Below are 23,133 nucleotides of genomic sequence, written 5' to 3' on the forward strand. Positions count from 1 at the left end.
TCATCCATGCAACAACACATTATCGAATCAACACACGTCAAACCTACGATCAATCCAAAAGAAGAAATTCGTCGCCGTATCGATTTCTTGAAAACTTATGTGAAACGAGCAGGTGCCAAAGGTCTTGTTTTAGGAATTTCAGGTGGCCAAGATTCAAGTTTAGCAGGCAAGTTATGTCAGCTTGCGATGGAGGAACTGAGATCGGAAGAAGGTGGCGATTATACGTTTTATGCGGTAAGACTCCCTTATGGCGATCAACATGATGAAGACGATGCGCAACTCGCCCTCGAGTTCATCCGTCCGGACAAATCGTTCACTGTCAATATCAAGTCTGCTGTCGATGCATCGGTCGAGGCATTTCGTGCAGCAACAGGTCTTGAGTTGAGTGATTTCCATAAAGGGAACACTAAAGCACGTGAACGGATGAAAGTGCAATACGACATCGCGGCAACATTCGGTGCCCTCGTCGTCGGGACGGACCATGCAGCGGAATATGTGACGGGATTCTACACGAAACATGGCGACGGAGCCTGTGACCTTACGCCGTTGACTGGACTGAACAAACGTCAAGGGAAGGCTTTACTCCATGAACTCGAAGCACACGAGCGAGTGATTTATAAAATACCTACAGCGGACCTCGAAGATGGTCGTCCTGGACTTCCTGATGAAGTGGCGCTCGGAATGACGTATGACCAACTCGATGACTACTTAGAAGGAAAAACAATCGATTCGAAAATTGCAGAGCGAATCGAAACGATTTTCAAACGGTCACGCCACAAACACCATATGCCTGCCTCACTTTACGACGAGTGGTGGCAATAAACAAAGGAGGAGCTGTCTCGATGACAGCTCCTCCTTTGTTGTCTTACGCTTTCTTGAGTGGGACGAACTGAATGAGCAAAATACATGTAAAAGCGATAAAACTGAGAAGAGGGATGGTGACGAAACCGAAGTAATTCACCCAGCGAATGAGGCAGTCGTTCGTGCAGAAGGCTTCGCCATTCGGAATACGTTCTAAGATGACGTGATAGAGACTGATACTCCATCCGGCACCGGCCATGATCCCTACGAACAAGCGATTGACGTCTCGAGCGGTCAACATGATGGTCAAGTAGTAGATAGCTAGTGGATACATAAAAATGCGTTGGAACCAACACAATTTACAAGGCACAAAGAGCATGATTTCAGAAAAATATAAACTACCGAGCGTCGCGATGGTCGCAACGATAAAGGCGAAATGATGACGTTTCATCAGATTTCCTCCTAACAGTCAAATTGTTGAATAAACATGATATGATACATTGAAACAAATACTTATTCAGTATACAATCTTTCAAACGATAGAGAAACAGGTGACGTGATGCAAGTTTCGGAAGTGGAAGTATTAATCATTCTTGCGGAAGAATTGAATATGCGGAAAGCGGCGGAGCGATTGTTCGTTTCGCAACCAGCGCTCAGTCAGCGACTGGTGACCATTGAACATCAATGGGGGAAGAAGATCTTCGTACGCTCCACACGCGGGCTCGCTTTGACACCGGATGGCGAGAAAATCATTGAGTTCGCAAAAAAAATGTACAGTGAAGAACAGGAATTGAGAGGAGAACTGACGGCGAATCAGGGCGAGGTATATGGGACCTTGAAAATTGCCGTCGCCTCCATCATGGGACAATATTGGCTCCCGAAAGTATTGAAAACGTTCGTGGAACGTTATCCATCCGTACGGGTCAAATTGGTCACGGGATGGTCAAGCGAAATGATGCGTTACATGCTTGAAGAAAATTTCCATATCGGCATCATCCGTGGAAACCCCGATTGGCGAGGAGAGCGCATGAAGTTGTTTTCGGATTCTCTTCATTTGGTCGATTTAAAGATGACCGACCTGGCACAGTTGAAGAACAACGAGCGATCGTTCATCCAATTCAAGAGTGACTCGACGTATTACCAGGAAATATTAGAATGGTGGCAGGAACGGTTTTCGAGTCCACCGCTTACGACACTCGTTGTCGACCAAATTGAAACATGTAAACAAATGGCGTTGCACGGAATCGGATTCGCAATTTTGCCGGAGTCGACCATCAAAGATGTGAATGAAATGAACAAGATTCCACTGACATCTTCTGACGGTGTCCCGCTCGTACGGGATACGTGGATGCTTTCGACGGAATCGATGTTGGAATTGGCTCAGGTTCAAGCATTTTGGGACATTGTTGAAGAAGTTACAAAGGAGACGGAATGATGAATTGGGCAATCGAAGCAAGAAGACAGCTACATTTAATCCCAGAGGCTGGGTATGAAGAATTCAAAACACAAGCGACCCTCGAGCAATTGATTCGCTCGCTCGACTCACCACGAGTTCATATCACTCATTGGCGGACGGGTCTTTTCGTCCGCGTAGACGGTCTTGTTGGAGAAAAAACGATTGGATATCGTGCGGACATGGATGGACTACCGATCACGGAAGAGACGGGTTTAGAGTTCGCATCGATTCATGAAGGGATGATGCATGCATGCGGACATGATGTGCATATGTCCATTGCGCTCGGCTTAATCAAGCGTGCAGTGGAAGTGCCATTTAACCATCATCTCGTTGTCTTTTTCCAACCTGCAGAGGAGGGCCCTGGTGGGGCGGAACCGATGGCGAAGTCCGAGTTGTTTTATCATTTCCGTCCAGATGCATTGTTCGGTCTACATGTCGCACCAGAGTATCCGGTCGGGATGGTCGCTTCAAGACCGGGTGTCTTATTTGCGAGCGCACGTGAACTTCACATTACCATTCATGGGAAAGGTGGACATGGCGCTTTCCCACACGCAGGAATCGATGCGATCATCGTTCAGGCTGCATTGATTATGCAACTCCAAACGATTGTGTCACGAAATATTGATCCGATGGGAAGTGCGGTTGTCAGTATCGGGAAAGTGACTGCCGGAACGAAAGAAAATATCATCGCCGATACGGCTAAGTTAGATGGAACGGTTCGCGCGTTATCGGACAAAGAGATGGTCGTACTTGAGAGCCGAATTCGTCAAATCATCGCTGGGGTTGAAATGACGTATAACGTTCAAATCGACCTGGAGTTTGGCAATCGCTATCATGAGGTTGTCAACGATGAGCGCTATCTCTATCAATTCGAAGAAGCGGTCGAAGAAGTGGGTTACTCGTATAAAACGTGTGTCCCGGCCATGACGGGTGAGGATTTTGGATATATGCTCAAGCAAGTCCCAGGATTTATGGTTTGGTTAGGGGTAAACGATATGGGGTCAGGGCTTCATCAATCCACACTTAATCCAGATGAGCGTGCGATTGAAGTAGCCATCGATTTATTCGACCATTACTTCCGAACAGTCATGATTCAATAACACGAAGCGGTCACATCGTAGACCGCTTTTAGTGTGCTTAAAAAGGAGTGAGTGGCGTAGAAAAAGGGAAACATTTATTCATGTAAAGCGACGATTTTGTGGCGATTGCTCAAATGTGAACATTTTGCGAACTTGAGCATTGAGACATTACAGCGCAATATAAAATCATTATGATGTAAGTATCGAAGGGTATTCATCTGTGATTGTCGTTTCATACATGGGTTCGAAGCGATAGAGAGAGATAGGAGGTAATCAATAGATGTTTCAAGATCCTGTCCTGATGAGCCGGGCATTGACGGCACTCACATTAGGGTTTCATGTGATTTTTGCCACACTCGGCGTCGGGGTTCCACTTTTAATCTTATTGGCAGAATTTTTAGGGATTCGTAAAAATGATCCGAAATATACACTCATGGCTAGACGGTGGTCACGCGGCTATGTCGTGACGGTTGCCGTCGGTGTTGTGACAGGTACGGCGATTGGACTTCAATTATCGTTACTTTGGCCAAACCTGATGCGTGTCGCGGGTCAAACGATTGCGCTCCCATTGTTTATGGAGACGTTCGCCTTCTTCTTTGAAGCGATTTTCCTCGGGATTTACTTGTACACGTGGGATCGATTTAAAAATCCGTGGCGACACATGCTTCTCGGTATTCCGGTAGCGGTCGGTGCGTTATTCTCTGGATTCTTTATCACCACAGTAAACAGTTTTATGAACCAACCGGTAGGGTTTGATATCGTCGATGGTCGTCTAGCAAACGTCAGCCCGCTTGAGGCGATGTTCAGTCCGGCCATGCCGACGAAAATGGCACACGTGCTGACGTCCGCTATTTTGACATCAGCGTTCATTTTGGCGGCTATCGCTGCCGTTCAGTTATTACGTCAACGGCGTAATCAACTGGATCAGATGTCGATTGAGTATCACAAGAAAGGTCTCCGTTTGACGATGACCGTCGCATTAATCTTTGCGATTGCGACAGCGCTCGTTGGTGACTTCTCTGGTAAATACTTGGCTCATTATCAACCAGACAAATTAGCGGCAGCAGAATGGCATTTTGATACATCCTCTGAGGCGGAACTGATTCTCGGTGGATGGTTAGAAGATGATGGCGAGGGTGGTTATGAAGTTCGAGGCGCCCTGAAGATTCCATATGCGCTCTCCATTCTTGCAGGTGGTGTTCCGAACTATGAGGTCACCGGCTTAGATGAATTTGCGAAAGAAGATCAACCGCCACTCTTTGTCCACTATCTGTTTGATGCGATGGTCGGGATTGGGATGCTTCTCGCGCTCATCTCGTTCTTGTTCGTATTAGGGCGTTACATCAAACGATTGAACCAGTTCAGTAAACCGATGCTCTTTGCGATTGCAGCGGGTGGACCGCTTGCCATGGGAGCAATCGAATTTGGATGGTTCTTCGCTGAATTTGGACGTCAGCCTTGGGCACTCTATCAGTTGATGCGTACAAGTGAGGCCGCTACAACATCGGCAAATGTCGGATGGATGCTTGTCGCTTTCGCGATCCTCTACGTGATACTCGGAACGGTTACTGTGGCTGTACTGTCACGCCTGTTCAAAGAGAATCCAGTAGGGAAAGAACTAAAACAATCCGAACATCGTGGTGAAGCGATGTTTGCGGATGAAGTCTGATCGGAGGGTATGACATGCAAATTCAAGAATTAGGGATTGCCGTCTTGTGGACGTTCTTGTACGGCTATCTCATCGTCGCATCGATTGACTTCGGTGCAGGATTCTTCGCTTTTTACAGCCGCTACACGAAACGGGATCACTTAGTGAATCGACTCGTTAAACGCTACTTGTCACCGACATGGGAAGTGACGAACGTCTTCTTCGTCTTCTTCTTTGTCGGGATTGTCGGATTCTTTCCGGACACTGCGTATTATTATGGGACGGCATTACTCGTTCCAGCCTCTGTCGTGCTCATCTTGCTTGCGATTCGCGGAAGCTTCTATGCGTTTGCGAACTATGGTTCAAAAGAAAGCACATTGTATATGTTTTTATACGGGGCAACGGGTCTCTTGATTCCGGCATCAATGTCAACAGTACTGACAGTCAGTCAAGGTGGGTTCATTACTGAAACAGAGAATGGAGTCATCTTCGACGGGGCGAAGTTATTTACGAACTTCTACTCTTGGACAGTGGTCAGTTTGGCGATCGTGTCCGTTCTCTACATTAGTGCGATGTTCCTGTTGTTTTACGCAGATAAGGCTCGTGACCAAAACGCGGTCGAACTCGTGAGAAAGTGGGCGCTCTTCTGGAGTGTACCGACAATCATCGCATCGGGACTTGTCTTCTTCGGTTTGAAGTCACACGCAGCTTGGCACTATGAGAGCATCTTAGGAGGCAATTGGTGGTGGTTCGCGATGAGTTTCCTCTTCTTCGTGGTTGCCGTTTCCTTCGTATACATGAAGCGGAATTACGGAATTGCGTTCCTGATGGTCATGGGGCAATTCTTCATGGCTTGGTTCGGATACGGGTATTCGCATTTACCATATATCCTATATCCGTACATCGACATTAATGGAAGTGTCGTCAACGAGTCGATGGCAGTGGCGCTCGTCATTGTATTCATCTTAGGATTACTCTTGCTCGTACCGGCGCTCTATCTCTTGCTTCGTTTGTTCTTGTTTGACAATGACTACGTACGCGGAAAACGCTCGAGCGGAAAAGCATAATGTGAACGATGGGATTTCCTTTATATAAAGGAGATTCCATTTTGTTTTTTTATAGAGTTTTTAACAGGAATCAGTTACACTGAACGAAGAATCAAGAAGAGAACAGGTGTAGGAAAGGGATGTAGCATCATGACAGGTGAATTTGCAGTCATCGGATTAGGACGGTTTGGTGGGTCGATCGTCCGTGAGTTGTCATCGAACGGGTATGATGTCCTCGCAATCGACTCCGATGAAGAACGCGTCAATGAGTTTATGGGATTGGCTACGCATGCAGTCATTGCCGATACGACAGATGAGAACGTTCTTAAGAGTTTAGGGATTCGTAACTTCGAACACGTCATCGTGGCAATCGGAGAGAACATTCAAGCTTCGATTTTGACGACGCTCATTTTAAAGGAACTTGGTGTTCAAATCATCACTGTGAAAGCGACGAACGACTATCATGAAAAGGTACTTCGTCGGATCGGTGCGGACAATATCGTGCATCCGGAACGGGATATGGGTGTTCGAATCGCCAATGGATTGATGAGCCAAAGTATTCTCGATTACCTTGAACTATCGAATGAGCATTCGATTGTCGAGATTAAAGCATCTGACAAATTATCGAACAAATCGCTCATTGATTTGGATTTGCGAGCGAAATATGGGGTGAACATTGTTGCCATTCGTCGTGATGATGATGTCTTGATTTCTCCTCAGGCTGATGAAATGATTTTATCGGAAGATATTCTGATCATCATCGGGAAAGATACCGATTTAGACAGACTCGAGCGGACGTTACGTTCGAAATAAAAGAAAAGACCTCTTGAGCGATACCGTGATCGTTGAATCGATTGATCCAACGCCACGGTGTGACTCCAAGAGGTCTTTTAAATAAGCTTCATCGCTTTCAATCCATATTCAATCCCGTCTTCGAGAATGGATTTTGTGACGAAGTCCGCCACGTCTTTTGTTTCCGAGCGACCGTTACCCATGGCGATCCCTGTCCCTACATACTGAAGCATGGCTAAATCATTCAAGGCATCCCCGAATGCATACGTGTTCTCGAGACGATAGCCGTTTGTCTCGATGAAGTGACGGATTCCATCCGCTTTACTGGCCCCTTTATTGATGACGTCCATCGCATGAGGATGCCAACGGATAAAATCAAATTCACGATAAGCATCGATATAATGATGTTCGTCCTCTGGCGTGCAATAGAGTAACGTCTGGTATACATCTTCTTCTGCGTGGAAGTTTGGTTCGAATGAAGGGATTGGCATATCGAGTTCGCCGAGCGATTGTTCGACGATGGCATCATTCGGCTTTGAAGCACCGCCACGGTCCTGCCCCAAATAGACGAGGGTATGATCATGTGAAGCGGCGTGCGTCGTCAAGCGATTTAATGCATCTTTCGAGAGCGTGTTACGATACACGATTTCGCCTTTATGAACGACGATTTGGCCGTTATAGCAAACGAGACTATCGATTCCGACGCGTTCTGGGATATCCGATAGCATGGCCGGTCCCCGTCCTGTCGCGATGAACGTCTCGACACCGTTTGCCTGAAGTGCTTGGATTGCTGAAATCGTTGAAGGTGGAATATAGCTACCTTCATGTAAAAGTGTGCCGTCAATGTCGAAAAAAACAACTTTTTGATCTTCCATTTAAGTCACCATTCTTTCTCTTTGTCTAAAAAATATGTTTTCTGAACCCACTAAAAGGATAACACGAAATAGGGAAACTACCACGAATATCACATCGTTAGTGAAATATTGTCATGATATGAGCTATAATGAAAAAAGAATCTTACGGGCATATTCGAGAATCACTTATGTTTCACATAGATGTATTAATAATTGAAGTAAGGAGAGATTAAATGAAGTTTGTTAAGAACCACCAAACAGCCGTGTTCGCGTTAGGCGGACTGGGAGAAATCGGGAAGAACACATACGTTGTTCAATTCCAAGATGAAATCATCGTCATCGATGCGGGAATCATGTTTCCAGAGGATGACTTGCTTGGAATTGACTATGTGATTCCAGATTACTCTTATTTGATTAAAAACAAGGACAAAGTAAAAGGGGTATTCATCACACACGGTCACGAAGACCATATCGGGGGAATTCCATTCTTACTGAAGCAGGTCCAGTTACCGATCTACGCGACAAAACTTGCGCTTGGATTAATTAAAGTAAAACTGGAAGAGCATGGGTTGTTACGGGAAGCGGAACTCCATGAAATTGATGAAGATTCACTTATTAAATTCCGTAAAACGAGCATCTCGTTCTTCCGTACGACTCACTCGATTCCAAACTCACTCGGTGTCGTTGTCAAGACGCCACAAGGAAACATCGTCCATACGGGTGACTTCAAGTTCGACTTCACTCCGGTAGGCGAACCGGCCGATCTCGCCAAGATGGCGGAAATCGGAAAAGAAGGCGTGCTTTGTCTCTTGTCTGACTCAACGAATGCGGAAGTAGAAGGCTTCACGATGAGTGAGAGCGTTGTCGGTGGGACGATTAGTGAAACGTTCCGGAAAGCGGACGGTCGAATCATCTTTGCGACATTCGCATCGAACATCTATCGCTTGCAACAAGTGGTCGATGCGTGTGCCGAGACAGGTCGTCATCTCATGATTTTCGGTCGTTCGATGGAGAAAGTCATGACGATCGGACAAGAACTCGGTTTCATCAACGTTCCGAAAGGTATGATTATCGAGGCGAACCAAATGCGTCACTACGATCCGAATGAAATCGCGATTCTTTGTACCGGCTCACAAGGGGAACCGATGGCAGCGCTTAGTCGTATCGCGAACGGGACGCACCGTCAAGTGTCGATCATTCCTGGAGATACGGTCATCTTCTCTTCTTCTCCAATCCCGGGAAATGCCATCTCGGTCGGGAAAACGATTGACCAGTTATATAAAGCGGGAGCTGACGTCGTATACGGGAAGTTGACGAACATTCATACGTCGGGACACGGTTCACAACAAGAACAGTTGTTGATGATTCGCCTCTTGAATCCGAAATTCTTCATGCCGATTCACGGAGAGTACCGCATGTTGAAAAAACATGCTGAATTAGCTGAGTCGGTTGGTATTCCGAAAGAGAACAGTTTTGTCATGGATAACGGAGAAGTGCTCGCCGTTGACTCTGAATCAGCAGCGGTCACGGGTAAAATTTCTGCGAACGCAGTTTACATTGATGGGAATGGAATTGGCGATATTGGGAATATAGTATTAAGGGATCGTCGCATTCTCTCTGAAGATGGACTCGTTGTCGTTGTCATCAGTATCGATGGCAAGACACGCAAACTCGTCTCGGGACCAGATATCATCTCACGTGGATTTGTCTACATGCGTGAGTCAGGTAGTCTGATTCGTGATGGCGAACGTCTATTGAAGAAAACCGTCGAACAAGGATTGTCCAATAAGCAGATGAAGTGGTCGGAAATGAAACAACTCGTTTCGGACACGCTCACGCCTTATTTGGCTCAAAAGACGCGGAGACACCCGATGGTCCTGCCGATTATTATGGAAGTATGATCGAACGGGCTGTAGGAAACTACAGCCCGTTTTTTTCACCGCAACGTAGGAGGGGAAGCTTATGGCTAAGAAAAAGGGGAAGAAAGGTTGGTTGAAGTGGGGAGCCGCAATCATTGCGGTCATTTTTCTCATCACACTTGTGTATCATCAAGTGAAACCATTACCAGAAGGCGTATCACGACAATCTGATTCGTATCTCATTACGGATGACCAGATTGATTTTCTCCATGATTTGACGTACCAAGGAGAGGATACTGAAATCGTTGAGCAAGAGATTTTCAAAGAAGTGGAACGAGCGATTCATGAAGCGAAGGAATACATCGTCATGGACTTTTTCTTGTTCAATCCGTATTCGAACGAAGATCGACAATACCCGGATATCACGGCGCGATTATCATCGGCCTTATTGGAACAAATGGAACGGTATCCAGATATGAAAGTCGTCTTTATCACAGACGAAATCAATACAACATACGGTGGACATGTTTCCGAACACTTTGATGTGCTCGAGGAAGCGGGAGCAGAAATCGTCTATACGAATCTTGACGCCATGCGCGACCCGAATATTTTATATTCGACATTTTATCGGATGGCCATTCAATGGTTCGGAGACAGCGAGGAAGGTTGGCTACCTAATCCGATGGCCTCATCGGCACCAGACATTACGGTTCGTGCCTATTTAAGACTTCTAAATATTAAAGCGAACCATCGTAAGGTGATGGTCACAGAAAATGAAGGGTTCGTGTTGTCTGCCAATCCCCATGATGCCAGTGGATACCATTCGAATGTCGGAGTTCATCTGAAAGGGCCGATTTTAAAAGAAATCGCGGAGGGAGAGCAGGCTGTTGCGACGTTCTCCAAAGGGGATGCTCGTCGATTCCCGGATGAAGAGGCGTTAGCAAAGACTGAAGAAGAGCCGTCTGAAGCGCCGATGGAGATCCGGTACGTCACAGAAGGGAAAATCCAGGAGTCCGTACTTGATGCGATGAATGGGGCGGACGATGGGGACACTATTTGGATCGGAATGTTCTACTTGGCAGACCGGAATATCATCCAAGCCATCGAGGATGCTGCCGCTAGAGGGGTGAAAGTGAATTTGATTCTCGATCCGAACACGAATGCGTTCGGTCGATCGAAATCGGGTTTACCGAACTTGCCGGTAACGGCAGAGCTAAATACAGTGAACCCAGAACATATCGAAATCCGTTGGTATGACGTCGGTAAAGAGCAATATCATCCGAAAATGTTATACGTGGATGGAGAAGAGAAGACCGTTGTATTAGGTTCTGGGAACTATACGACACGAAATATGAACGATTACAACCTCGAGGCAGACGTCGAGGTAAAAGGAGAAGAGAATACAGCTTTCTTTGATGAAGTAGATGAGTATTTCAATCGTTTATGGAATAACGAAAATGGAACGTACACAGTGGCATATGACGAGATTCAAACCGATGTGCCTCTTGGGAAATACATCATGTACTGGCTTCAAAAAGTGACATGGACGATGACGTACTAAAAAACAGCTATCCTCGAATTGGGGATAGCTGTTTCGACGTTAATTCGTCTCGATTGGATTGAACTCATTCGTATATTCATATAAGAATTTTCCGGTCTCTTTCAAGACGTCACTCTTACGGTGAAGCGAGAAATGGTCGTAAGGGACGGTCTCGGTTTGAATATTGTTTGTGTACTCTTCAAGCAAGAGAGAACTCGATGGCTCGATGAGGTTAAATTCACCGCCTCGTCCGGAGAAGGAGAGGACTTGTACCGAACGGGGCCATGTCTCAAGTTTAGACTGGAACGCTTTTAATCCATCCGAATTTGGCGATAAGTCACGGATGGCTGGACTACCCGTATTGATGCCGAAATTACTGGCGGATAGACCAAAGTTCGCAAGGCGTGTACCTCCAAACGGACTATCGAACGTCACAAACTTATCAACGATATAAGTTTCTTGGTTCAAGATATAGTTGGCGGCTGCCACACCACCCATGCTATGACCAATGATATACATTCGGTCGAACGAGCGATTTCTCGATTTTTTATACGTTTCAATGGCTGCATTTAACCATTTCGTCTGATTGTTTAGTGAAGCTTCCGCATCCTCGAACTCAATTCGGACGATAGGGCGTGTTGAACTATAATCATAAATTTCACAATCCGTCTTCCCTTTGACAGTCACGGTACAAAGGGCACCGTCTGTTGCCAGTCCACTCTGCTCCATCGATTGTGAGAAACGAAGGAATGTTCGGTCTGTTCCGAGTAATCCATGTACGGCGAACGTAGGAATGAATTCGTTCGTTTGAGCCGCTTGGCGAATCGCTTCCGATTGCCGTTCATTTGCCAACTCTTGTCGGAACGTTACGACAATCAACGCAAGGGAGAGCGAAACGATCAACAAGCCGAGTAATCGTGAACGGATCGATGTCTTCCGGGGGTTGCCGATGTTTCGTCGATATTTGCGCCAAATAAAGTAGGCGAGTACGACTGCGACAACGAGGACGATAATCGTCACAATCCACGCTTTAACATTTGGCACGTGTGCGACGAGCTTCAAGTTGTTTTGTCGACCACCGTATACTTGCCACTCCACGTGTTTCATCGATCGGATGTCAAGGCCCGTCCCGTCCTCAACAAAAACACCGGTCGGTACATTCAGGTTAAAACGAATATCAGCTTGTCGGATGTACCGTTCAGCTAATTTTTTGGGTGAGCCCGACAGTTCGACACCTGGTAAGTCGACTTGATCGAGTCGAAGATCAAGGTTGGTCTGTAAAGTATAAGAATCAAACCAAATACCTTCACGTTGCTCAATATCAAACTTGATATCTGGGGGGACCAGAATACCGGCTGGTCCCGTTTTCCATTCTTCTTTAATCTGTTGCAACTCGTCCACACTTTTAAATGTTTTCTTTAAGACCATCCCTTCGTAGTCATCAGGACTCGAATAATCTTCCGTCTCATATCCATTCTCCTCAGCCTGCTCTTTCCAAGTATCCCAGTCGAGCCTGAGATTGAGTAATTTCATGACAGGATGATCACGGAACGCGTAAGTCGTTTCGAGCGAAACGGATTGGTCGTAGTGGACGGTCGCATCATAATTGATTCGCACACATCCACCGATTAAAAGAAATAAAAATGGGAATAGTAACAACAGTGCCCTTTTTCTCGAGCTAACCATGTTAAATCGGTTCGCCGTATGTTTCTAACGGATTCGACGTATTGATGCGATCATAGAACATGATCCCATCTAAATGATCGAGTTCGTGCTGACATACGATGGCGCGCATGCCACGCAAGCGAAGCTTGATTGGCTTCCCGTCACGATCGAACCCTTCTAACGTGATTCGACGAAAACGAGGTACATTTCCTTTGACCACGCGATCGACCGAGAGACAGCCTTCGCCACCGTTTAAAAATGTCTGTTCGACGGAATGGCTTGTGATTTTAGGGTTGAAGATGGAGAGTTGGAATGTCTCTTCCTCTTCTTGTAGAAGGACCGTGAAGAATCGACGATTCACTCCGAGTTGTGGCGCGGCGATGCCGACACCGCCTCTTAACTCATATTTTTCGCTCATCTCAGGGTCTTGACTATTAACGAGGAATGTCTCCATCTCGTCGAGTAACGCCAAATCTTCTGTTGTTGGCGGAATCGGTACCTCGATTGAACGAGCGCGAAGTCGCTCGTCACCTTCTCGAATGACATCTTTCATGGTTAACATACACAACTTCCTTTCTATCTAACGTATATGATTGATTATATCATATTTAATGAGGATGGAATGTGGATGGTACAGAAGGTGAAATGAAAATAATACAGAGATAAAATAGGTGTAATAACCCTTGAATGTAAGCGTTTTATTTTGACGAGCATATTTTTTGCGTTATTGTAACAACCCGTTTTATACTAACAAGGAAACGGCAGGAAAGTATAACTTTTCTGAATCACGTTAATACAGATTGCTTTTTTGGACAGATACACGTAAGATTTGAGATAGTGTTTGATCACAAAAAAGACAATTGTCTCATAGTTGAAAGGATGAGGTGAAACGAATGAACAACGTTCAGGTACTTCAAAACGTGGAAGAAAACTTCCAAACGTTCCGTATTCTCGACGAGAAGGGTGAGGTCGTCAACCAAGACGCAATGCCTGACCTAACGGACGAGCAACTTCAGGAACTCATGCGCCGCATGGTCTATACTCGCATTTGGGACCAACGCGCAATCTCACTTAACCGTCAAGGTCGCTTAGGATTCTACGCGCCAGTGGCTGGTCAAGAAGCGACAATGATCGGGACGCAATACGCGCTCGACAAAGAGGACTGGATTCTTCCAGGATACCGTGATATTCCACAACTCGTATTCCACGGACTTCCGCTTTATCAAGCGTTCTTGTTCTCACGTGGTCACGTGGCAGGAAACCGTATCCCTGAAGGTGTCAACGTATTGATGCCGCAAATCATCATCGGTGCACAAATCATTCAAACTGCGGGTGTGGCAATGGGCCTCAAACGCAACGGCAACAAAAATGTCGCCATTACTTACACAGGTGACGGTGGTTCATCACAAGGTGATTTCTACGAAGGATTGAACTTTGCAGGTGCATTCAAATCGCCAGCAATCTTCGTCGTTCAAAACAACCGTTTCGCTATCTCAACTCCTGTTGAAAAGCAAACTGCAGCTAAAACGATCGCGCAAAAAGCTGTTGCAGCTGGAATCAACGGAATTCAGGTAGATGGAATGGACGTTCTCGCAGTGCTCGCAGCGACACAACAAGCTCGCGTTGACGCACTCGAAGGAACACCAACACTTATCGAGTCACTCACTTACCGTTACGGACCACATACGCTTGCTGGGGATGACCCAACACGCTACCGTACAAAAGAACTCGACACAGAGTATCAAGAAAAAGATCCACTCGTACGCTTCCGTCTCTTCCTCGAGAACAAAAAACTCTGGAACGAAGACATGGAAAACGAAGTGATCGAGCAAGCGAAAGCTGATGTAAAAGAAGCGATCAGCCAAGCTGACAAAGAACCAAAACAAAAAGTTTCGGACTTCATCAACAACATGTTCGAAGAACTTCCTTCAAACTTGAAAGAACAGCTTGAAGAATATACTGCAAAGGAGTCGAAGTAAGTTATGGCTCAAATGACAATGATCCAAGCGATTACTGATGCGATGCGCGTTGAAATGAAACGCGACGAGAAAGTACTTCTCTTCGGAGAAGACGTTGGTAAAAACGGTGGGGTATTCCGTGCGACGGAAGGTCTCCAAGACGAACTCGGCGAAGACCGTGTCTTCGACACACCACTCGCTGAATCAGGGATTGGTGGTCTTGCAATCGGTCTCGGTCTTACTGGATTCCGTCCAATCATGGAAGTCCAGTTCTTCGGATTCGTATTCGAAGTATTTGACTCAATCGCAGCTCAAATGGCACGTATGCGTTACCGTTCAGGCGGCGCTTACAGCCAACCAATCACGATTCGTTCACCATTCGGTGGTGGCGTTAAGACACCTGAGCTTCACGCAGATAGCCTCGAAGGCTTGATGGCTCAGACACCTGGTCTTAAAGTCGTTATTCCATCGACTCCATACGATGCAAAAGGTTTGTTGATCGCGTCAATCCGTGACAACGACCCAGTCGTGTTCCTTGAGCACATGAAATTGTATCGTTCATTCCGTGGCGAAGTACCTGAAGGTGATTACACAATCGAACTCGGTAAAGCAGATGTGAAACGTGAAGGTACAGACGTTTCAATCATCACTTACGGTGCGATGGTGCACACTTCACTTAAAGCAGCGGAAGAGCTTGAAAAAGAAAACATCAACGTAGAAGTCATCGACCTCATGACAGTGAGCCCGCTTGATATCGACACAATTGTAGAATCTGTTAAAAAAACAGGTCGTGCAATCGTCGTTCAAGAAGCACAACGTCAAGCAGGTATCGCGGCGAACGTTGTAACTGAAATTCAAGAACGCGCAATTCTTCACCTCGAAGCACCAGTTCTTCGAGTAACTGCACCAGACACAGTCTTCGCATTCGCACAAGGTGAAGACATGTGGTTACCTGACCATAAAGATGTCGTTGCAAAAGTTAAGGAAGTTGTGAACTTCTAAGATCGTGTCGAATAAACGATAAGGGAGAATTGTCTCCCTTGTCGTGTTTACATGATGAATTGATGGGAGGAAAAACCAGTGGCAGTATTTGAATTTAAATTACCAGATATCGGTGAAGGTATTCACGAAGGTGAAATCGTCAAGTGGTTCGTAAAAGCAGGGGATACGGTCAAAGAGGACGATGTTCTTTTAGAAGTACAAAACGACAAAGCAGTCGTTGAAATCCCAGCTCCAGTCGACGGTACAGTCAAAGAAGTCAAAGTTTCTGAAGGTACAGTTGCTGTAGTCGGCGACATCCTCATTACATTTGACATCGAAGGCGATGCACCAGCAGGAGAAGAAGAAACTCCTGAACAACCAAAAGCAGAAGAGAAGACAGAAGACGTAAAAGAAGATGTGAAAGAAGACGCGCCACGCGACGTTCAACTTCACAAATCTGAACGCGTCATCGCAATGCCATCTGTCCGTAAATATGCACGTGAAAAAGGTGTCGACATCCGTGAAGTAAACGGTTCTGGCGACAACGGTCGTGTCTTGAAAGAAGACATCGATGCATTCGCGAACGGCGAAGCACCGTCTGCAGAAGCTACAACAGAGAAAACAGATTCTGTAGCACCAGCAGCTGCTAAAACGGAAATCAAGCCTTACGAGTCAGCGACTCCTGAACTTGAAACACGTGAGAAAATCCGTGGAATCCGTAAAGCCATCTCGAAAGCGATGGTTAACTCGAAACACACTGCACCACACGTTACACTCATGGACGAAGTCGACGTTACAAAACTCGTTGCACTCCGTAAAGACTTCAAACAAGTCGCGGCTGACCAAGGCGTAAAACTTACGTACTTGCCATTCGTCGTGAAAGCATTGACTGCTGCAGCGAAAGCTTTCCCAACAATCAACGCTTCAATCGATGACGTGAACGAAGAAATCGTTTACAAAAACTACTACAACATCGGTATCGCAGCTGACACGGACAACGGACTCGTTGTACCAGTCGTAAAAGATGCAGACCGTAAATCAATCTATGCACTTGCTACAAACATTAACGAACTTGCAGGCAAAGCTCGTGAAGGTAAGCTCGCTGGGGAAGACATGAAAGGCGGATCGATCACAATCACAAACATCGGTTCTGCTGGTGGACAATGGTTCACACCTGTCATCAACCACCCAGAAGTTGCGATTCTCGGTATCGGCCGTATCGCTGAGAAAGCTGTCGTGAAAAACGGTGAAATCGTTGCAGCGCCAGTACTTGCACTTTCATTCAGCTTTGACCACCGCCTTATCGACGGTGCGACTGCACAAAACGCTCTTAACATGGTGAAACGCTTGCTCGAAGACCCAGCACTTCTAATGATGGAGGGATAAGAACATGGTAGTAGGAGAATTCGCACAAGAAACTGATTTGCTTGTCATCGGTGCCGGTCCTGGTGGATACGTTGCCGCAATCCGTGGCGCACAGCTCGGAATGAAAGTTACAATCGTTGAGAAAGGCAATTTCGGTGGTGTCTGCTTGAACGTCGGATGTATCCCATCGAAAGCGTTGATCACAGCAGGACACAACTTCCAACACGCTAAAGGACATGACTCAATGGGTATCTCGTCTGATAACGTGTCAGTAGACTTCTCAAAAGTTCAAGACTGGAAACAGTCAGTCGTTAACAAATTGACTGGCGGTGTCAAAGGTCTCCTCAAAGGAAACAAAATTGAGATCGTTCAAGGTGAAGCTTTCTTCGCTTCTGAAGACACAGTTCGTGTCATCACAGAAGACAGCTCAACTCCTTACAAATTCAAAAAAGCGATCGTCGCGACTGGTTCTACACCAATCGAGATTCCATCGTTCAAATGGTCAAAACGCGTCCTTTCTTCAACTGGCGCATTGGCACTTCCTGAAGTACCGAAGAAACTCGTCGTCATCGGCGGCGGATACATCGGTATGGAGCTCGGTACTGCATACGCTAACTTCGATACAGAAGTTGTCGTTGTAGAGGGCGCTAGCGACATCTTGTCTGGTTTCGAACCACAAATGACGCAAATCGTTAAGAAGAAACTCAAACAAAAAGGGAACGTCACAATCCACACGAACGCACTTGCTAAAGGTGTCGAAGAAACGGAAGACGGCGTAACCGTTAAGTTTGAAGTAAACGGTGAAGAGCAATCTGTTGAAGCGGACTACGTCCTCGTCACAGTTGGGCGTCGTCCAAACACAGGCGACATCGGTCTTGAGAACGCGGACGTTAAAATCAGCGACCGTGGAATCATCGAAATCGATGACCAGTGTAAAACATCGAACGAAAACATCTATGCAATCGGTGATATCGTTCCTGGACCACCACTTGCACACAAAGCATCTTACGAAGCGAAAATCGCAGCGGAAGCAGCAGCAGGTAAGCCAGCTTACCTCGACTACTCTGCAATCCCAGCAGTTGTCTTCACTGATCCAGAACTCGCAACTGTTGGTTACACAGAGCCACTCGCAAAAGAAGAAGGACTCGAAATCACGGTTTCGAAATTCCCATTCGCAGCGAACGGTCGTGCACTCGCACTTGACGAGCCAGACGGCTTCATGAAGCTCATCACACGCAAAGAGGACGGTCTCTTGATCGGTGCTCAAATCGCGGGTACTGGCGCATCAGATATGATCGCTGAGCTTGGCCTTGCAATCGAGGCTGGTATGACTGCTGAAGATATCGCACTTACAATCCACGCTCACCCATCACTCGGTGAGATGGCAATGGAAGCTGCTGAAATCGCAATGGGTATGCCAATCCACGTTGTAAAATAAGAACGTCAATAAAACCTCTCTCACGACTCGTGGGAGAGGTTTTTAATGTAGGTAACGACACGCTCGACTTCCTTGAATCCAATTTTCTCGTGAAAGCGTTGACTATCTTTGTTTTCAAGCTCGGTATCCGATGCCAGCTCTTTGCACCCGTGATGTACTGCGAAGGTTGACGCAGCGTCGATCAGGTGAGAGGCGACACCTTGATGGCGCTCTGACTCGGCGACATAGATTCCTTCCACATACGCTGTCGGGGCAGTGGTTGAGCCTGGCACATAGTCATGGCGGAAGCTAAGCTGACAAAATCCGATCGCTTTTGTGTCGGAGGAGGCGATGAAATAGTGCATGTTCTTTGAAACGAGGCCGAGTTTGACTTCCATCCGTAATTCTTCAATGGGAGCGTCGGGCCATAGTTCGTGCATCAACTGCACGAGTGCTTCTTGATTTGATAATGTGGCATACTCAATTTTCATTCTCATCTCTCCTTAGGTTTCGTACTTGTAGTATAAAGGAAAATACTTGTGAAGAGAGAAGGGAGGGAATCCTGATGGCGTTCGATGAGGAATTATTATATACCGTATCTGAGACGAGTCGCGTACGATTTACTGGGATTGAAACGGAAGCCGCCCGTTATGATTTTGGTTTCGTTTATACACACCAATTCATGGGCAAGGTGTTAGTCGTCTGTATGCAAACGGGTCAATCGGCCCTTCTTGATGTGCATGCCCTTGAAGAACCCCGTCAATTGTATCCGATGCTTGGCATCAATTTGAATGACACGGAACATGTCGCGGAATTTTTACGAATTTGTTTGATCGAAAAAACAGAAGCATCTGAAGAAATTGATGCTTGAAAAAATGTAAGCGTTTTCTTATAATAGTCAGTAGGGGAAGCAATTCGATCATCTACAGCCACCTTTTCTGTGATGACATAAAAAACGAGCCGGTCACGATGACCGGCTCGTTTTTTTGGTTAGCGAATCGCTTTTGTTTGTTGGATGACTTTAATCATCTGAAGCGACTCATCTTCAAGGCCTTGAACTGGGAGTCCAGCTTCAATGTTGGCCATGATGTACTCAAGTGTCGACGTCGTAATCAGCTCACCTGGAATGATGATTGGAATCCCTGGTGGGTACACCATGATGAATTCCGCTGATATACGTCCAACTGCATTCTCGAGTGGAATCGTTTCCGTCTCTTCATAGAATGCATCGCGTGGGCTGAGTGCTAGTGGTGGAATTTCAGGAAGCATGATCGATAATGAATCATTTCCTGACGTTTGATAAACAGATACGACGTCACGCATCGCGTCAATCAATGCCTGAATCGTTGACTCATCATCTGCTGACGTAACGATGAAGAGTACGTTCAATAAATCGGACATCTCGACTTCGATGCGATGTTTCTCACGAAGATATTTCTCGACTTCAAATCCTGTCACACCGAGCTCACGAACGGATACGAGAACTTTTGTCTCATCGAGGGCATACGTCGACTCAGAATGTAGTTCGGCATGTCCATACACAGACAAGTTCGGCATATGATTGATGGCCGTACGAGCCATACGAGCAAGGTCGAGTGCCCGTTCGTTCATCGTATGACCTTTCGTCGCAAGCTGTCGCCGCGCCGCATCAAGTGAAGCAAGGAGCAAGTAGGATGTAGATGTCGTTGTGATCATAGATAGCATCGCATGGATTCGTTCTGGAGAAACAAGTCCACGTCGAACATTTAAAATCGAACTACCCGTCATCGAACCACCAAGTTTGTGCACGCTCGTCGCGGCCACATCTGCTCCGGCTTGCATCGCAGAGAGTGGGAGTTCATCGTGGAACGGGAGATGAACACCGTGTGCCTCGTCGACGAGAACAGGAACGTCTTGCGCGTGCGCGACGGACACGATGCGCTCTAAGTCTCCGGCGACACCGAAGTAGGTCGGGTTAATGACGAGTACGGCTTTCGTGTCTGGGTGAAGTTCAAGCGCACGTTCTACGGCACTTGCTGTGATTCCGTGTGCAATTCCGTACGTCTCGTCGAACTCTGGGTGGATGAAGACCGGGTGAGCTCCTGTTAGGACAAGCGCAGACATGACAGATTTATGGACGTTACGTGGTACGATGATTTTTTCATTCGGACCAACGACCCCCATAATCATCGCCATGATCGCACTCGACGTTCCCTGAACAGAGAAGAAGGTCTCATCAGCACGGAACGCCTCTGCCGCTAAGCGTTCCGCTTCAGCGATTGCCGCTTTCGGATGATGAAGGTCATCGAGTGGGGCAATATTAATCAAGTCAATTTTTAAGGCGTTTTCGCCAATAAAGTCACGAAATTCCGGGTCCATTCCTTTCCCGCTTTTATGACCAGGAATGTGGAAGGCAATTGGGTTCGAGTCGACATGTTCAAGCAACGTGTCAAATAGTGGCGTTTCGAGCTGAGTAGCACCTTTTAATTTCAATCGTAAATCCCCCTTGGAATCAGTTTATTTATAGGATGAATAATCATGTTCTGATATATGTTGATTTTGAAAAAACAAGCAACAAAAAAACTATAGAGATTTCTAGCGTAACTTGCAATAGTTTTTTTTGTTGATACAATGAGTGACGAGGTGAACAATATGCAAATCAATTATCCGATCAACCCTGATTGGACGACAGATGAACTAATTGATGTCGTCGAGTTTTATAACGTCGTCGCTCAAGCGAATGAAGGTGGTGTCGAACGGGAAGTCTTTCTCGATTCGTACCGTGCCTTCAAGCAAATCGTAACATCTAAGTCGGAGGAGAAACAACTGAACGCGGTTCACGACGAACAGACTGGTTATTCCACGTATCGTACGGTTCAAGCGGCTATGAAATCTACAAGTAAAATGATCAAATTGTAAGACCGAGCATGCCCGAGCAAATTCCGGCATGCTTTTTTGTTATTTCTCCTATAAATCGGGTACAGTTCTTTAACACGAATTGAGGTTTAGAGGCCTCGGAATTGGGAATATATCCATTAAGATAAAAAATTCAAAATAGTCAGACAATTCTCTTTCTTTTTCGAATTTTATCTGATATACTCAATTCAACTCATTAAACCGTAACTTGTAGCCCAACAAAAGGAGTGTGGCATCTTATGAAACAAGTGATTGAGGCATTCAAAAGAAAAGACGCAGAAAAACGGATCCCGGTGCTGCGCTTGGAGATTGATTATGAATTGGCAACTCTCTTCGATGCGATGGCGTCACAAGATGATGCTACAGTTCAGGCTAGCAAGCATCGGTTAGAGAAGTACCGCCAAGAATTATTGCGTCTCGAAGCCTAACCATTACACACACATTCAACCAGTATTCCGAGCGGATACTGGTTTTTGTTTGGTACAATACAGTTGAGGTGATCATAGATGATAGAATGGTTTGCAGTCGACTTGATCAAGCAGGCGGGAGAGTTGATTCGTCGCGAGATTGATCAAAGTTATGAAGTGGAACGAAAAACGGGAAAAGGGGACTTGGTCACTGAAATCGACCGGGCGGTAGAACAACTCATCGTTCGTCGCATCCAAGAAAATTTTCCGAACCATCAAATTATGGGAGAGGAAGGCACGACAGACTCACCAGAACGATTAACGGGGACGGTCTGGTTCGTTGACCCGATCGACGGGACATTGAATTTCATCCATCAAAAACGCATGTTTGCCATTTCGGTTGCCATCATGATTGATGGGGTCGTGGAGTATGGATTCGTCTATGACGTCATGGCAGATGAGATGTTTATGGCTCGGAGAGGGTATGGCGCGACGCTCAATGGCCGAACATTGACGACCATTCATGAACATCACGTGCGGGATGCCTTTTTAAGCATGAACGCCACATGGGTCACGCCGAATCATCAAATTGCTCCGGAAATCCTTGCTCCGATTGTGCGAGATTCCATTGGGACACGGGCTCATGGTGCCGCTTCGCTCGAACTTGCCTGGCTCGCAGCAGGTCGCGTCGATGGGTATATCACGATGCGTAATATGCCGTGGGATTATGCTGCTGGTAAATTACTCGTGGAAGAAGTAGGGGGGCGCGTCGTTTCTTTATATGGCGAACCTATCCGATACGAAGGAAAGACGTCAGTATTGGCGGGGAGCGAATCATTCGTGAACGATGTCATCAAACATTATGTCATCGCAAAAGGCGTGACCGTAGAAGCGAAACCGGATCTTCGGATTGTCGAACATGAGTCGTATGAAGAGGTCCGTGACCTTCTCATCTTAGCAAATCCGAATGAAGCGATGGTCCGAGATCAATTTCAAACAGGACGGACGTTTAAAGCGCTACTCGGTGGGGACATCGTGGGTGCGTATATGTTGGCCACACATGAATCGGGACGAATCGAGCTCGTTAATATCGCAGTGAAACCGGAACGTCAAAACCAGACAATCGGTCAGCGAATGCTTCAAGACGCGGTAAAACGAGCCGCTTCCATCGGAGGAAACGAACTACTCGTCTGTACCGGGAACTCAAGTATCATGCAATTACGTTTTTATCAACAAGCTGGATTCCGATTTGACTCGGTAGAGCGAGATTATTTCCCTAATCATGGATATGATGTCATCGAAGAAGATGGGCTCCTTTTACGAGACCGGATCTGCTTGACTCGTCCGTTATAACTTCACGTAAAAGGGTT

Annotated in this window: 22 protein-coding genes; 16 read left to right on the forward strand and 6 right to left on the reverse strand. The window is 46.4% G+C overall.

From position 1 onward, the window contains the following. Positions 1–6: 6 nt before the first annotated feature. On the forward strand, positions 7–822 hold the full coding sequence (gene nadE, locus KNO66_RS01795) for an ammonia-dependent NAD(+) synthetase (protein WP_214739877.1): 816 nt from the start codon (positions 7–9) through the stop codon (positions 820–822). Positions 823–865: 43 nt separating this feature from the next. Here nadE and KNO66_RS01800 read toward each other — a convergent pair whose 3' ends face one another. Further along, the gene (locus tag KNO66_RS01800) at positions 866–1,252 is read right to left on the reverse strand and encodes a disulfide bond formation protein B (RefSeq protein ID WP_214739879.1); all 387 of its coding nucleotides are present in this window, start codon (positions 1,250–1,252) and stop codon (positions 866–868) included. Positions 1,253–1,360: 108 nt separating this feature from the next. Between KNO66_RS01800 and KNO66_RS01805 the strand changes: the two genes are divergently transcribed. The 5 genes from KNO66_RS01805 to KNO66_RS01825 all read left to right on the forward strand — a co-directional run bounded on the left by KNO66_RS01805 (position 1,361) and on the right by KNO66_RS01825 (position 6,843). Next, a complete protein-coding gene (locus KNO66_RS01805; RefSeq protein ID WP_214742355.1) occupies positions 1,361–2,236 on the forward strand; it encodes a transcriptional regulator CcpC in 876 nt (291 codons plus the stop codon). After that, positions 2,236–3,357 (forward strand): N-acetyldiaminopimelate deacetylase, encoded by a 1,122-nt coding sequence (locus KNO66_RS01810; RefSeq protein ID WP_214739881.1) that lies wholly within the window; start codon positions 2,236–2,238, stop codon positions 3,355–3,357. Before KNO66_RS01805 ends, KNO66_RS01810 begins: the two co-directional genes overlap by 1 nt. A gap of 259 nt (positions 3,358–3,616) precedes the next feature. Then, complete coding sequence (locus KNO66_RS01815) at positions 3,617–5,005, forward strand: cytochrome ubiquinol oxidase subunit I (RefSeq protein ID WP_214739883.1); 1,389 nt, start codon at positions 3,617–3,619, stop codon at positions 5,003–5,005. 14 nt (positions 5,006–5,019) lie between these two features. Continuing rightward, complete coding sequence (locus KNO66_RS01820; RefSeq protein WP_214739885.1) at positions 5,020–6,051, forward strand: cytochrome d ubiquinol oxidase subunit II; 1,032 nt, start codon at positions 5,020–5,022, stop codon at positions 6,049–6,051. Between the two features lie 129 nt (positions 6,052–6,180). Next, positions 6,181–6,843 (forward strand): potassium channel family protein, encoded by a 663-nt coding sequence (locus KNO66_RS01825; protein WP_214695570.1) that lies wholly within the window; start codon positions 6,181–6,183, stop codon positions 6,841–6,843. Positions 6,844–6,920: 77 nt separating this feature from the next. Here the strand turns inward: KNO66_RS01825 and KNO66_RS01830 are convergent, their stop codons facing one another. Then, the gene (locus KNO66_RS01830) at positions 6,921–7,697 is read right to left on the reverse strand and encodes a Cof-type HAD-IIB family hydrolase (RefSeq protein WP_214739886.1); all 777 of its coding nucleotides are present in this window, start codon (positions 7,695–7,697) and stop codon (positions 6,921–6,923) included. Positions 7,698–7,909: 212 nt separating this feature from the next. Here KNO66_RS01830 and rnjA point away from each other — a divergent pair, with 212 nt between their 5' ends. After that, a complete protein-coding gene (gene rnjA / locus KNO66_RS01835) occupies positions 7,910–9,577 on the forward strand; it encodes a ribonuclease J1 (RefSeq protein WP_015881254.1) in 1,668 nt (555 codons plus the stop codon). Positions 9,578–9,638: 61 nt separating this feature from the next. After that, on the forward strand, positions 9,639–11,096 hold the full coding sequence (locus KNO66_RS01840) for a phospholipase D family protein (protein WP_214739888.1): 1,458 nt from the start codon (positions 9,639–9,641) through the stop codon (positions 11,094–11,096). Positions 11,097–11,135: 39 nt separating this feature from the next. Here KNO66_RS01840 and KNO66_RS01845 read toward each other — a convergent pair whose 3' ends face one another. Together KNO66_RS01845 and def are read right to left on the reverse strand one after the other, a co-directional pair. Next, positions 11,136–12,761 (reverse strand): alpha/beta hydrolase, encoded by a 1,626-nt coding sequence (locus tag KNO66_RS01845; protein ID WP_214739890.1) that lies wholly within the window; start codon positions 12,759–12,761, stop codon positions 11,136–11,138. A 1-nt stretch (position 12,762) separates the two neighbouring features. Beyond that, a complete protein-coding gene (def, locus tag KNO66_RS01850) occupies positions 12,763–13,302 on the reverse strand; it encodes a peptide deformylase (protein WP_214739892.1) in 540 nt (179 codons plus the stop codon). A gap of 331 nt (positions 13,303–13,633) precedes the next feature. On the opposite strand from def, the gene pdhA reads away from it, so the two are divergent. The 4 genes from pdhA (at position 13,634) to lpdA (ending at position 18,482) form a co-directional block, all read left to right on the forward strand. Further along, positions 13,634–14,719, forward strand: a complete 1,086-nt coding sequence (gene pdhA, locus KNO66_RS01855; RefSeq protein WP_015881258.1) for a pyruvate dehydrogenase (acetyl-transferring) E1 component subunit alpha — start codon at positions 13,634–13,636, stop codon at positions 14,717–14,719. A 3-nt stretch (positions 14,720–14,722) separates the two neighbouring features. Then, positions 14,723–15,700: an alpha-ketoacid dehydrogenase subunit beta gene (locus KNO66_RS01860; protein WP_074034993.1), complete on the forward strand. Its 978-nt coding sequence runs from the start codon at positions 14,723–14,725 to the stop codon at positions 15,698–15,700. Positions 15,701–15,778: 78 nt separating this feature from the next. Continuing rightward, positions 15,779–17,065, forward strand: a complete 1,287-nt coding sequence (locus KNO66_RS01865) for a dihydrolipoamide acetyltransferase family protein (RefSeq protein ID WP_214739894.1) — start codon at positions 15,779–15,781, stop codon at positions 17,063–17,065. A 4-nt stretch (positions 17,066–17,069) separates the two neighbouring features. After that, positions 17,070–18,482, forward strand: coding sequence for a dihydrolipoyl dehydrogenase (lpdA, locus tag KNO66_RS01870; RefSeq protein WP_214739896.1), 1,413 nt, complete (start codon positions 17,070–17,072; stop codon positions 18,480–18,482). Between the two features lie 20 nt (positions 18,483–18,502). On the opposite strand, the gene aac(6') is transcribed toward lpdA, so the two are convergent. After that, positions 18,503–18,958, reverse strand: a complete 456-nt coding sequence (gene aac(6'), locus KNO66_RS01875) for an aminoglycoside 6'-N-acetyltransferase (protein WP_251128043.1) — start codon at positions 18,956–18,958, stop codon at positions 18,503–18,505. Between the two features lie 68 nt (positions 18,959–19,026). On the opposite strand from aac(6'), the gene KNO66_RS01880 reads away from it, so the two are divergent. Next, complete coding sequence (locus KNO66_RS01880) at positions 19,027–19,332, forward strand: DUF3055 domain-containing protein (RefSeq protein WP_214739898.1); 306 nt, start codon at positions 19,027–19,029, stop codon at positions 19,330–19,332. 119 nt (positions 19,333–19,451) lie between these two features. Here the strand turns inward: KNO66_RS01880 and KNO66_RS01885 are convergent, their stop codons facing one another. Further along, a complete protein-coding gene (locus tag KNO66_RS01885; RefSeq protein ID WP_214739900.1) occupies positions 19,452–20,933 on the reverse strand; it encodes an aminotransferase class I/II-fold pyridoxal phosphate-dependent enzyme in 1,482 nt (493 codons plus the stop codon). A gap of 159 nt (positions 20,934–21,092) precedes the next feature. Between KNO66_RS01885 and KNO66_RS01890 the strand changes: the two genes are divergently transcribed. The 3 genes from KNO66_RS01890 to KNO66_RS01900 all read left to right on the forward strand — a co-directional run bounded on the left by KNO66_RS01890 (position 21,093) and on the right by KNO66_RS01900 (position 23,116). Next, complete coding sequence (locus KNO66_RS01890) at positions 21,093–21,359, forward strand: UPF0223 family protein (protein WP_214739902.1); 267 nt, start codon at positions 21,093–21,095, stop codon at positions 21,357–21,359. A gap of 236 nt (positions 21,360–21,595) precedes the next feature. Continuing rightward, entirely contained in the window at positions 21,596–21,784 is a 189-nt protein-coding gene (locus tag KNO66_RS01895; RefSeq protein WP_015881266.1) for a hypothetical protein, read from the forward strand. 78 nt (positions 21,785–21,862) lie between these two features. After that, a complete protein-coding gene (locus KNO66_RS01900) occupies positions 21,863–23,116 on the forward strand; it encodes an inositol monophosphatase family protein (RefSeq protein WP_214739904.1) in 1,254 nt (417 codons plus the stop codon). The last annotated feature ends 17 nt before the right edge of the window (positions 23,117–23,133 follow it).

It is taken from the genome of Exiguobacterium sp. s48, assembly GCF_018617395.1.
Taxonomy (GTDB): domain Bacteria; phylum Bacillota; class Bacilli; order Exiguobacteriales; family Exiguobacteriaceae; genus Exiguobacterium.